The organism is Pseudomonas sp. C2B4, assembly GCF_013359695.1.
In the GTDB taxonomy this organism is placed as follows: Bacteria; Pseudomonadota; Gammaproteobacteria; order Pseudomonadales; family Pseudomonadaceae; genus Aquipseudomonas.
Genome location: NZ_JABFMU010000054.1, coordinates 13,535 through 25,911 on the forward strand (window position 1 = coordinate 13,535; position 12,377 = coordinate 25,911).

Annotated in this window: 11 protein-coding genes; 6 read left to right on the top strand and 5 right to left on the bottom strand. The window is 61.1% G+C overall.

Features of this window, described 5'->3' with window-relative positions; all coding sequences use genetic code 11:
• Window positions 1–179 precede the first annotated feature (179 nt).
• The 6 genes from gatC to HNQ83_RS25140 all read left to right on the top strand — a co-directional run bounded on the left by gatC (window position 180) and on the right by HNQ83_RS25140 (window position 5,404).
• Window positions 180–467 carry an Asp-tRNA(Asn)/Glu-tRNA(Gln) amidotransferase subunit GatC gene (gatC, locus tag HNQ83_RS25115; protein WP_007976465.1) on the top strand — a complete coding sequence of 96 codons (288 nt, stop codon included), beginning with the start codon at window positions 180–182 and terminating at the stop codon, window positions 465–467.
• Window positions 468–483: 16 nt separating this feature from the next.
• Window positions 484–1,935 (top strand): Asp-tRNA(Asn)/Glu-tRNA(Gln) amidotransferase subunit GatA, encoded by a 1,452-nt coding sequence (gene gatA, locus HNQ83_RS25120; RefSeq protein ID WP_175391450.1) that lies wholly within the window; start codon window positions 484–486, stop codon window positions 1,933–1,935.
• 10 nt (window positions 1,936–1,945) lie between these two features.
• Window positions 1,946–3,391 (top strand): Asp-tRNA(Asn)/Glu-tRNA(Gln) amidotransferase subunit GatB, encoded by a 1,446-nt coding sequence (gene gatB / locus HNQ83_RS25125; protein WP_175391451.1) that lies wholly within the window; start codon window positions 1,946–1,948, stop codon window positions 3,389–3,391.
• Between the two features lie 149 nt (window positions 3,392–3,540).
• Complete coding sequence (locus HNQ83_RS25130; protein WP_175391452.1) at window positions 3,541–3,915, top strand: septal ring lytic transglycosylase RlpA family protein; 375 nt, start codon at window positions 3,541–3,543, stop codon at window positions 3,913–3,915.
• 50 nt (window positions 3,916–3,965) lie between these two features.
• Window positions 3,966–5,027, top strand: coding sequence for a calcium/sodium antiporter (locus HNQ83_RS25135; RefSeq protein WP_175391453.1), 1,062 nt, complete (start codon window positions 3,966–3,968; stop codon window positions 5,025–5,027).
• Window positions 5,024–5,404 carry a carboxymuconolactone decarboxylase family protein gene (locus tag HNQ83_RS25140; RefSeq protein ID WP_175391454.1) on the top strand — a complete coding sequence of 127 codons (381 nt, stop codon included), beginning with the start codon at window positions 5,024–5,026 and terminating at the stop codon, window positions 5,402–5,404. Before HNQ83_RS25135 ends, HNQ83_RS25140 begins: the two co-directional genes overlap by 4 nt.
• A 156-nt stretch (window positions 5,405–5,560) precedes the next feature.
• Here the strand turns inward: HNQ83_RS25140 and HNQ83_RS25145 are convergent, their stop codons facing one another.
• The 5 genes from HNQ83_RS25145 to kdgD form a co-directional block, all read right to left on the bottom strand.
• Complete coding sequence (locus tag HNQ83_RS25145) at window positions 5,561–6,502, bottom strand: AEC family transporter (protein WP_175391455.1); 942 nt, start codon at window positions 6,500–6,502, stop codon at window positions 5,561–5,563.
• Window positions 6,503–6,690: 188 nt separating this feature from the next.
• A complete protein-coding gene (gene garD, locus HNQ83_RS25150; RefSeq protein ID WP_175391456.1) occupies window positions 6,691–8,244 on the bottom strand; it encodes a galactarate dehydratase in 1,554 nt (517 codons plus the stop codon).
• Between the two features lie 11 nt (window positions 8,245–8,255).
• Window positions 8,256–9,620, bottom strand: a complete 1,365-nt coding sequence (locus HNQ83_RS25155; RefSeq protein ID WP_175391457.1) for an MFS transporter — start codon at window positions 9,618–9,620, stop codon at window positions 8,256–8,258.
• 171 nt (window positions 9,621–9,791) lie between these two features.
• Window positions 9,792–11,231 carry an aldehyde dehydrogenase family protein gene (locus tag HNQ83_RS25160; RefSeq protein WP_095193933.1) on the bottom strand — a complete coding sequence of 480 codons (1,440 nt, stop codon included), beginning with the start codon at window positions 11,229–11,231 and terminating at the stop codon, window positions 9,792–9,794.
• Between the two features lie 61 nt (window positions 11,232–11,292).
• Window positions 11,293–12,204, bottom strand: coding sequence for a 5-dehydro-4-deoxyglucarate dehydratase (gene kdgD, locus HNQ83_RS25165; RefSeq protein ID WP_007915340.1), 912 nt, complete (start codon window positions 12,202–12,204; stop codon window positions 11,293–11,295).
• Between the last annotated feature and the right edge of the window lie 173 nt (window positions 12,205–12,377).

A 12,377-nucleotide genomic window follows, 5' to 3' on the forward strand; every position in this document is an offset into this window, starting at 1 on the left:
AAAGTGCGGCAAACTCTAACAACGACAGGGATTTTGGGCAAGGCGCCAATATGTTAAATTGGCCGCTTTTCTGTGCACCAAGCCCCACAATCGCGGCCTTATGACCGTAGAAGTGCGGTAGTGTTCCGACAATCTAACACACGGACGCCGTCCGTTTTGTTTTCCACTGGAGAATCCCAATGGCGCTAGAACGCTCCGACGTGGAAAAAATCGCTCATCTGGCCTGCCTTGGCCTTAATGATGCCGATCTTCCACACATCACTTCGGCCCTCAACAGCATTCTCGGGCTGGTCGACGAAATGCAGGCGGTCAATACCGACGGTATCGAGCCGCTGGCCCACCCACTGGAGGCCAGCCAGCGCCTGCGTGCGGACGTCGTGACCGAGACCAATAACCGCGAGGCCTACCAGTCCATCGCACCAGCGGTCGAAAACGGCCTGTACCTGGTTCCGAAAGTCATCGACTAAAGGGAAAGAGCCTGCAATGCATCAATTGACTCTGGCCGAGATCGCCCGCGGACTCGCCGATAAAAAATTTTCCTCCGAAGAGCTGACCCAAGTCCTGCTGGCGCGCATCGCCCAGCTCGATCCGCAGCTCAACAGTTTCATCAGCCTCACCGAGGACCTGGCGCTGCAGCAGGCGAAAGCCGCCGACGCACGCCGTGCCAAGGGTGAGAATGGTGCCCTGCTCGGCGCGCCGATCGCGCACAAAGACCTGTTCTGCACCCAGGGCATTCGCACCAGCTGCGGCTCGAAGATGCTCGACAACTTCAAGGCACCGTACGACGCCACCGTCGTCGCCAAGCTGGCTGCTGCCGGGGCCGTGACCCTGGGCAAGACCAACATGGACGAATTCGCCATGGGCTCGGCCAACGAGTCGAGCTACTACGGCGCGGTGAAAAACCCGTGGAACCTGGAACACGTACCGGGCGGTTCGTCCGGTGGCTCGGCCGCCGCAGTGGCCGCTCGTCTGCTGCCTGCCGCTACCGGCACCGACACGGGCGGTTCGATCCGCCAGCCAGCAGCCTTGACCAACCTCACCGGCCTGAAACCGACGTACGGTCGTGTATCGCGCTGGGGCATGATCGCTTACGCCTCCAGCCTCGATCAGGGCGGCCCGTTGGCACGCACCGCCGAAGACTGCGCAATATTGTTGCAAGGTATGGCCGGCTTCGATCCGAACGACTCCACCAGCATCGATGAACCCGTGCCGGACTACAGCGCCAGCCTCAACGGTTCGCTGCAAGGCCTGCGCATCGGCGTGCCGAAGGAGTATTTCAGCGCCGGTCTCGACCCGCGCATTGCCGATCTGGTCATGGCCAGCGTTGAAGAGCTGAAAAAGCTCGGTGCCGTGATCAAGGAAATCAGCCTGCCGAACATGCAGCATGCAATCCCTGCGTACTACGTGATCGCTCCGGCCGAAGCCTCCTCCAACCTGTCGCGCTTTGACGGCGTGCGTTTCGGCTACCGTTGCGCAGACCCGAAAAACCTCGAGGACCTGTACAAGCGCTCCCGTGGCGAAGGTTTCGGGACCGAAGTGCAGCGCCGCATCATGGTCGGTGCCTACGCCCTGTCCGCCGGCTACTACGACGCCTACTACCTGAAGGCACAGAAGATTCGTCGCCTGATCAAGAACGACTTCATGGCCGCCTTCAATGAAGTCGACATCATCCTCGGCCCAACCACGCCGAACCCGGCCTGGAAGCTTGGCGCCAAGAACAGCGACCCGGTCGCTGCCTACCTAGAAGACGTCTACACCATCACCGCCAACCTCGCGGGTCTGCCGGGCTTGTCCATGCCTGCAGGTTTCGTCGATGGCCTGCCGGTCGGCGTGCAACTGCTCGCCCCGTATTTCCAGGAAGGCCGCCTGTTGAACGTTGCCCACCAGTATCAGTTGAACACTGACTGGCACACCCGCACCCCAACCGGCTTCTGAGGAGACACACATGCAATGGGAAGTCGTGATCGGGCTGGAAATTCACACCCAGCTCACCACCCGGTCGAAAATCTTTTCCGGTAGTTCCACCACCTTCGGCTCCGAGCCGAACACCCAGGCCAGCCTGATCGACCTGGGCATGCCCGGCGTACTGCCGGTGCTGAACCAGGAAGCGGTGCGCATGGCGGTGATGTTCGGCCTGGCGATCGACGCCGAGATCGGCCAGCACAACGTGTTCGCCCGTAAGAACTATTTCTACCCGGACCTGCCCAAGGGCTACCAGATCAGCCAGATGGAATTGCCGATCGTCGGCAAGGGCCACCTGGACATCGCCCTTGAGGACGGCACGGTCAAACGTGTCGGCATCACTCGCGCGCACCTGGAAGAAGACGCCGGCAAGAGCCTGCACGAAGAATTCAGCGGCGCCAGCGGCATCGACCTGAACCGTGCCGGCACGCCCTTGCTGGAAATCGTTTCCGAACCGGACATGCGCAGCGCCAAGGAAGCCGTGGCTTACGTCAAGGCGATCCACGCGCTGGTGCGCTACTTGGGCATCTGCGACGGCAACATGGCCGAAGGCTCGCTGCGCTGCGACTGCAACGTCTCGGTGCGCCCGAAAGGCCAGGCCGAATTCGGCACCCGCTGCGAGATCAAGAACGTCAACTCGTTCCGTTTCATCGAGAAGGCGATCAACTCCGAGATCCAGCGTCAGATCGACCTGATCGAAGACGGCGGCAAAGTGATCCAGCAGACCCGCCTGTACGATCCGAACAAGGACGAAACCCGTCCGATGCGCAGCAAAGAGGAAGCCAACGACTACCGTTACTTCCCCGATCCGGATCTGTTGCCGGTGGTCATCGAAGAATCATTCCTCGGCCAGGTGCGCGCCACCCTGCCGGAACTGCCGCCGCAGAAGCGCGAGCGCTTCCAGAGCCAGTTCGGCCTGTCGGCATACGACGCCAACGTGCTGGCCACCAGCCGTGAACAAGCGGATTACTTCGAGAAAGTCGCAAGCATCAGCGGCGACGCCAAGCTGGCGGCCAACTGGGTCATGGTCGAGTTGGGCAGCCTGCTCAACAAGCAAGGCCTGGACATCGAAGAGTCGCCGGTTTCGGCCGAGCAACTGGGCGGCATGCTGCTGCGCATCAAGGACAACACCATCTCCGGCAAAATCGCCAAGGTGGTGTTCGAAGCCATGGCCAACGGCGAAGGCAGCGCGGACGAGATCATCGACAAGCGCGGCCTCAAGCAAGTGACCGACACTGGCGCGATCTCGGCAGTGCTGGACGAAATGCTCGCCGCCAACGCCGAGCAGGTTGAACAGTACCGCGCGGCAGACGAAGCCAAACGCGGCAAGATGTTCGGCTTCTTCGTCGGCCAGGCCATGAAAGCGTCCAAAGGCAAGGCCAACCCGCAACAGGTCAACGAACTGCTCAAGAGCAAGCTCGAAGGCTGATGAGAATGGAGCCAGCATTCAAACCTGGCTCCATTTACTGTGGGAGCGAGCCTGCTCGCGAATGGGGTTCGGCACTCAACACGAAGTTGAATGTCAGAATGGCATTCGCGAGTAGGCTCGCTCCCACAATTGTTTCGGGAAACCTTTCTATGAAGCGTCTACTTGGCGCCTGCGCCCTGCTCTCTCTATTGGCCGGTTGCGCCAGCACCGACACCGTCGATCCACACGGCTACGACAAAACCGGTGTGGCCTCGTACTACGGCGCCAAACACCAAGGCAAACGTACCGCCAGCGGCGAGCGTTTCGACAAGAATTCCATGACCGCCGCCCATCGCCAGCTACCCTTCGGTACACGGGTGAAGGTCACCAATCTGAACAACGACAAGTCCTGCGTGGTGCGCATCAACGATCGCGGGCCACACACCCGTGGGCGCCTGATCGACCTGTCCCATGAAGCGGCTCAACGCCTGGGCATGCTCAAGAGCGGCACCGCACGGGTTCGCGTGCAAGCCCTCGACGACTGAACCACGGAGCCCCGACCATTTTCGGACTAGCCGATTTACCCCTGATCAGCGTGATCGAATTGCTCAGCGGGCTGTTTCTGCTGATTGCCGGCGCCGAACTGATGGTGCGTGCCGCCGTGCGCCTGGCCGCGCGCCTGCATGTGCGTCCGCTGATCATCGGCCTGACCATCGTCGCCCTCGGCAGCAGCGCCCCGCAGATGGCGGTGAGCCTGCAAGCGACCCTGGCGCACAACGCCGATATCGCCGTCGGCAGTGTGATCGGCAGCAGCATTTTCAACATCCTCGTGACCCTTGGCCTGTCGGCGCTGATCATCCCGCTGCGGGTGTCACGGCAGTTGGTGCGCCTGGACATTCCCCTCATGATCGGCGCCAGCCTGCTGGTGTTCGTGCTGGCGTGGAACGAAGACCTGACCCCCGCCGATGGCGTGATTCTGCTGGCGGCACTGGTGCTGTATCTGGGATTGCTGCTGCGCCAGTCGCGGCACTCCGCTCGTCCGCACTCGATCAGTCCGGAAGGCACACAGGCGCCGTGGATCAGCAGCCTGCTGATGATCGTGGCGGGCCTGGTGATGCTGGTCTATGCCGGGCACTTGCTGCTCGGTGCGGCGGTATCGGTCGCCACTGACCTCGGGCTGTCGGAACGGATCATCGGCCTGACCATCGTCGCCGTCAGCACCTCCCTGCCGGAACTCGCGACCTCCTTGATCGCCGCGTTGCGCGGTGAACGGGAGATCGCGGTCGGCAACGTAGTGGGCAGCAACCTGTTCAACCTGTTGGGCGTACTGGGCCTCACGGCGTTGGTCGCGCCGTCGCCGCTTTCAGTCTCGCCCAACGCCCTGGATTTCGACCTGCCGGTGATGCTCGGCGTCGCGGTGCTTTGCCTGCCGGTGTTCTATTCCGGTTACCGGGTGACCCGCGCTGAAGGTTTGTTGTTCCTGGGTTTGTACCTGGCCTACGGCCTGCACGTGGTGTCGTTCACCACTGGCATGCCGCTGGCGGGAAAGCTTGAACACCTGATGCTGTTTTTCGTCCTGCCGGCGCTGGTGGCGTTTTTGCTGTTCACGTCGCTGCGCGCCTGGCGTCGCCAACACCACAAGAGGGAATTGCCATGACCGAGAACAAAAAATCCGGCGTTGAAGTACGCCGCCAAGTGATGGGCGATGCCTTCGTCGACCGCGCATTGGGCAACGCCACCGAGTTCACACAGCCGCTGCAGGATTTCGTCAATGAACACGCCTGGGGTGGCGTGTGGAACCGCGAAGGCTTGCCATTGAAAACCCGCAGCCTGATCACCCTCGCTGCGTTGACCGCGCTGAAGTGCCCGCAGGAGTTGAAAGGTCATGTGCGCGGTGCGTTGAACAACGGCTGCACCGTGGAAGAGATCCGTGAAGCACTGCTGCATTGCGCGGTGTATGCCGGCGTGCCGGCGGCGATCGATGCGTTTCGGGCGGCGCAGGAAGTGATTGATACCTACCAGAAGCCAGCGTAATAACCCGGCTATCTCATCGACAATGAGATAGCCATCGCGGGCAAGCCCGCTCCCACAGGGAACTGCTTTCTTGCACAAATTGCATTAACACCAAAGACCTCTGTGGGAGCGGGCTTGCCCGCGATGAGGCCCTAAAGAACGTCGCATGTCCTGAAGCTAGATCCACCCACCCCACTGCAACAAAAAGATCCCGATATTGGTGGTCACCGCCGCCATCAGCGTGGTGATGACGATGATCGCCGCCGCCAGCTCATGATTGCCATCCGCCGCCCGGGCCATGACGAAACTGGCGGCAGCGGTCGGGCTGCCGAAGTACAGGAACAGAATCCCCAGCTCCGCTCCGCGAAAGCCCCACAGCCACGCGCCCAGAGTGGCCAGCACCGGCAGACCGAGCATCTTCACCAGGCTTGAACTGAGTGCCATCGAACCACTTTTGCGCATCGCCGCGAGCGACAGCGTCCCGCCGATGCAGATCAGCGCCAGCGGCAAGGTGGTTTGCGCCAGATATTGGCCGGAGGTTTCCAGCCACCCCGGCAAGCCGATCTTGAAGTACGCAAAGGGCGCCGCCGCGAACACGCTGATGATCAGCGGATTGCTGACCACGCTTTTACAGATGCTCCACGGATCGGACTTGATCACCGGGCTGTACACCGCCAGGACGATGGTCGAGAGCGTGTTGTAAAACAGGATCACCAGCGCCGCGAGAATCGCGCCGAGGGAAATCCCGTAGTCACCGTACATGCTCGCAGCCAAGGCGAGACCGATGACCCCATTGTTGCCACGAAACGCGCCCTGGGTATAAATCCCGCGGTCTTCCCGCGGACATTTGAAAATCGCCCAGCCCCAGGCAATGGCAAAGGACACCAGGGTCGCAAGGGAGAAGTAGATCAGCAGCGCCGGTTGCAGCGCGGCGTGCAGGTCGGCATGCAGGATGCCGAGAAACAGCAGCGCCGGCATGGTGACGTTGAACACCAGGGACGACGCCGTGTGGATGAAGTTGTCGTTGATCCAGTCGATGCGCTTGAGCACCACCCCCAGAAACAGCATGGCGAACACCGGTGCAGTGATGTTCAGGGTTTCGAGGAAAATTGCCAGCATGCCGGAGAGGACCTTGAGGTGGGCGTCGTTAGGGGGCTAATGATAAGCCACCGAGGACGTTGGCGTCTGGTAGATCGCTTTCGCGAGCAGGCTCGCTCCCACATTGATCATCGGTGTTCACTCAAATTGAGCAACAAAAAAGATTCCCTGTGGGAGCAAGCCTGCTCGCGAAGAACGATAACGCGGTCTCAGGTGATCGGCGCCGGATTGAACAGCGTGATGTCGTTATGCAGCTTGTGCCGCTCCGCCCACGTCTGCTGCTTGCCGCTGGCCACGTCCAGGTAGTAGTGGAACAACTCCCAGCCGAGTTCTTCGATAGAAGCGCGCCCGGTGGCAATGCGCCCGGCATCGATATCGATCAGGTCCGGCCAGCGCTGCGCCAGTTCGGTCCGGGTCGACACCTTCACCACTGGCGCCATGGCCAGCCCATAGGGCGTGCCACGACCGGTGGTGAACACATGCAGGTTCATTCCCGCCGCCAACTGCAACGTCCCGCAGACAAAGTCGCTGGCCGGGGTCGCGCAGAAGATCAGGCCCTTTTCCTTGAAGCGCTCGCCAGGACCCAACACGCCGCTGATCGCGCTACTGCCGGACTTGACGATCGAGCCCAAGGACTTCTCGACAATGTTCGACAGCCCGCCCTTCTTGTTGCCCGGCGTGGTGTTGGCGCTGCGGTCCGCTTCGCCTTTGGCCAGGTAACGGTCGTACCAATCCATTTCCCGTACCAGTTCCTGCGCGACTTCCTTGGTTTGCGCCCGGGAAGTCAGCAGGTAGATCGCGTCGCGCACCTCGGTGACTTCGGAAAACATCACCGTCGCACCGGCGCGCAACAACAGGTCCGAGGCATAACCCAGGGCCGGGTTGGCGGTGATCCCGGAGAACGCATCGCTACCACCGCACTGCATACCGAGAATCAGCTCGGACGCCGGCACGGTTTCCCGGCGGCGTTGATCGAGCTTCTTCAGACGCACCTCAGCCAGCGCCATGATCTGTTCGATCATCTCGGTAAAACCGTGGCTGGAGTCCTGCAAGCGATACAGCCACGGCTCACTCAGATCCACCGAGCTGTCGTCCTCGTGCATCACCTGCCCGGCCTGCAATTTCTCGCAGCCCAGGCTGATCACCAACGCCTCGCCACCCAGGTTCGGGTTGCGCGCCAGGTTGCGCACGGTACGAATCGGGATGTACGCGTCGGTAGCGGTGATCGCCACGCCACAACCGTAGCTGTGGGTCAGCGCCACCACGTCATCGACGTGGGGGTACTTGGGCAGCAGTTCGTCCTTGATGCGCTTGACCGCGTGATCCAACACCCCGGTCACGCATTGAACCGTGGTGGTGATGCCGAGAATGTTGCGCGTGCCGACGGTGCCGTCGGCATTGCGATAGCCCTCGAAGGTGTAGCCTTCCAGCGGTGCTTGCGCGGCCGGGACCTCGGTGGACAGCGGCAGGCTGTCCAGCGGTGGCGCGGTCGGCATGCGCAGTTGATCTTCCTTGACCCAGCTGCCGCGTGGAATCGGCTGCAAGGCGTAGCCAATGACCTGGCCGTAACGAATCACCTGGCCACCCTCAGGAATGTCTTCCAGGGTGACCTTGTGGCTCTGCGGCACGAAGTCCACGGTGACCAGGCCGTCCGAAAATTCGGTGCCGGCCGGCACGCCCTGATCGTTGACCACGATCACCACGTTGTCCCGCTCGTGCAGGCGGATGTAGCGCGGCGAGTCGGAATGTTCAATCAACTGCATGACGCCGCTCCTCAGGAATGCGCTTGAGACAATTTGTTGTTGGTTTCAGGGCCGCTGACCGGTGGCTCTTTGAGCACCACGCGTTTGATCGGACCTACGATGACCAGATAGCTGAACACCGCAACCAGGGCGTTGCAACCGACAAACACCAGCGCCCATTTGAACGAGCCGGTGGAGCTGATGATGTAACCGATGACAATCGGGGTGGTGATCGATGCCAGGTTGCCGAAGGTGTTGAACAGGCCGCCGCTCAGACCGGCGATCTGTTTAGGCGAAGTGTCGGAAACCACCGCCCAGCCCAGCGCACCCACGCCTTTGCCGAAGAATGCCAGGGCCATGAAGCCGACCACCATCCATTCAACGTCCACGTAGTTGCACGCCACGATACTGCTGGACACCAGCAGGCCGGCGATGATCGGCGCCTTGCGGGCGAAGGTCAGGGAGTGGCCTTTGCGCAGCAGGTAATCGGAAATTACCCCGCCCAGCACACCACCGATGAAGCCGCAGATCGCCGGCAAGGACGCAATGAAGCCGGCCTTGAGAATGGTCATGCCGCGCTCTTGCACCAGGTACACCGGGAACCAGGTCAGGAAGAAGTAGGTGATGCCGTTGATGCAGTATTGGCCCAGGTACACGCCGAGCATCATGCGGTTGGTCAGCAATTGGCGGATGTAGTCCCACTTCGGACCGTCGGTCTTTTTGCCCTTGGTCTGGTCCATGTCGACCATGCCGCCGTTTTCAGAGATGTGCTTGAACTCGGCATCGTTGATCCGCGGGTGTTCGCGCGGGCTGTAGATCACTTTCAGCCAGACCAGCGAGAAGATGATCCCCAGGATACCCATGACGATGAACACGTGTTCCCAGCCGAAGGAATAGACGATCCAGCCCATCAGCGGTGCGAACAACACGGTGGCAAAGTATTGCGCCGAGTTGAAGATTGCCGAGGCCGTACCACGCTCGGCAGTCGGGAACCACGCCGCAACGATGCGGGCGTTGCCGGGGAACGACGGCGCTTCGGCCAGGCCCACCAGGAAACGCAGCATGAACAGCGCCACCACGGCCGTGGACATGCCGAACTCACCGACGAAGCCTTGCAGCACGGTGAACAGCGACCAGGTGAAAATGCTTAGCGCATAGATTTTTTTCGAACCGAAACGGTCCAGCAACCAGCCACCGGGAATTTGCCCGGCCACATAGGCCCAACCGAATGCGGAGAAGATGTAGCCGAGAGTGACCGCGTCGATACCGAGGTCTTTTTGCAGGCTGGAGCCGGCGATTGCGATGGTCGCCCGGTCGGCGTAGTTGATCGTGGTCACCAGAAACAGCATGAGCAGAATCAAATAGCGGACGTGAGTCGGCTTGTTGGTCGATTGCATGTAGATGTACTCCCACTGATTATTTTTATGCGCGGGTGAATCTTTTTTTGTTCCCTGTAGGAGCGAGCCCTGCTCGCGATGGTGGTCAACGATCACGCGGGGCATCAGGTTTACCGCCGCGACCTCACGACCATCGCGAGCGAGCTCGCTCCTACAGGGTATTGCGGTGTATCAGGAGCCGATGTAGCTGGTCTTCACGACCGTGTAGAACTCTTGCGCATAGCGGCCTTGCTCACGTGATCCATAGGATGAACCTTTACGCCCGCCGAACGGAACGTGGTAATCCACGCCGGCGGTCGGGAGGTTGACCATCACCATCCCGGCCTGGGAGTGGCGCTTGAAGTGGTTGGCGTACTTCAAGGACGTGGTGGCAATGCCCGCCGACAGACCGAACTCGGTGTCGTTGGCCATGGCCAGCGCGGCGTCGTAATCGGCCACGCGAACGATGTTGGCCACCGGGCCGAAGATCTCTTCGCGGCTGATGCGCATCGACGCTTCGCTGTCGGCAAACAGCGTTGGCGCGAGGAAGTAGCCCTCGGTGTCGCAGGTCACCAGGCCGCCGCCACTCACCAGGCGCGCGCCTTCGGACTGGCCGATGTCGATGTACTTCATGTCCTGTTCAAGCTGAGCCTGCGAGACCACCGGACCGATATCGGTGCCGGCTTTCAACGCGTGGCCGACCTTGATCGACTTCATGCGCTCGGCCATGGCTTCGACGAACTTGTCGTGAATCCCGGCGGTGACGATCAGGCGGCTCGACGCCGTGCAACGCTGGCCGGTGGAGTAGAACGCGCTCTGCACCGACAGCTCGACCGCTTGCTTGAGGTCGGCATCGTCGAGAATGATCTGCGGGTTCTTGCCGCCCATTTCCAGCTGGACCTTGGCCTGACGCGATACGCAGCTGACCGCGATCTGGCGACCCACGCCCACGGAACCGGTGAAGCTGATGCCGTCGACTTTCGGGCTGTTGACCAGCGCTTCGCCAACCACTCGACCGCTGCCCATCACCAGGTTGAACACGCCAGCCGGGAAACCGGCGCGGGAGATGATTTCCGCCAGGGCCCAGGCACAACCCGGCACCAAATCCGCCGGTTTGAGCACCACGCAGTTGCCGTAGGCCAGTGCCGGGGCGATTTTCCACGACGGAATGGCAATCGGGAAGTTCCACGGAGTGATCAGGCCGACCACGCCCAGGGCTTCGCGAGTGACTTCAACGTTGACGCCCGGACGCACCGACGGCACGTAGTCGCCGGACAGACGCAGGCATTCACCGGCGAAGAACTTGAAGATGTTACCGGCACGGGTCACTTCGCCGATGGCTTCGGGCAGGGTCTTGCCCTCTTCCCGAGCCAGCAGGGTGCCAAGCTCTTCGCGGCGGGCGAGGATTTCAGTGCCGACTTTATCCAGAGAATCGTGGCGCGCCTGAATGCCGGAGGTGGACCACGCCGGGAACGCAGCACGGGCGGCGTCGATGGCGGCATTGACCTGGGCCAGGTCAGCCTTGGCGTAGTCGCCGATGTTGTCGCTCAGTTCGGAGGGGTTGATGTTGGCCGAGTAATCGGCACCAGCAACCCATTCACCGTTGATGTAGTTGTCGTAGCGCTTTGTCACGGAACGTTCTCCTCACGCAAAAGGCCGCTGAATACTCAGCGGCCTCGTTTAATCGGGTGTGTTACTGCGCACCTTGCTTGTCGATCAGCGCGGCGAGCATTTCGTACTCTTCGCCGGTCAGGTCGGTCAGCGGCGCGCGCACAGGACCTGCGTCATAGCCGGCAATTTTTGCCCCGGCCTTGACGATGCTCACGGCATAGCCTGCTTTGCGGTTACGGATATCCAGGTACGGCAGGAAGAAGTCATCGATGATCTTGCCGACAGTGGCGTGATCTTCGCGAGCGATCGCGTGGTAGAAGTCCATCGCGGTTTTCGGGATGAAGTTGAACACCGCGGAGGAGTAGACCGGCACGCCCAGGGCCTTGTAAGCCGCGGCGTAGACTTCGGCGGTCGGCAAACCGCCCAGGTAGCTGAAGCGATCACCGAGGCGGCGACGGATCGACACCATCAACTCGATATCGCCCAGGCCATCCTTGTAGCCGATCAGGTTCGGGCAGCGCTCGGCCAGGCGTTCCAGCAGCGGCGCGTTCAGGCGGCAGACATTACGGTTGTAAACCACAACGCCGATGTTGACCGATTTGCACACGGCTTCGACGTGGGCGGCAACACCGTCCTGGCTGGCTTCGGTCAGGTAGTGCGGCAGCAGCAACAGACCCTTGGCGCCCAGGCGCTCGGCTTCCTGAGCGTACTCGATCGCTTGACGGGTCGAACCGCCGACACCGGCCAGAATCGGCACGCTGGTGGCGCAGGTGTCGACGGCAGTCTTGATGATTTCCGAATATTCGCTGGCAGCCAGGGAGAAGAACTCACCGGTGCCGCCTGCGGCGAACAGGGCCGAGGCGCCGTAAGGGGCCAGCCATTCCAGACGCTTGATGTAGCCAGCGCGGTTGAAATCGCCCTGGGCATTGAAATCGGTAACCGGGAAAGACAGCAGACCGGCAGAGAGGATGGACTTAAGTTCTTGTGGATTCATTGTTCGAACACCCTGGATTACGACGTATGTGTGTTGAGACCGTTCAGCCCGACGCTGAAGTTGTAGGTCATCGTACAACTTAAAATACAACCGTCAACTGCATTTCATCGTCAGGGGTGAAAATTGTTGGACAACAGGGGTTAAAGGCCCGTGTTAATGGGGCTTTAAAGTTA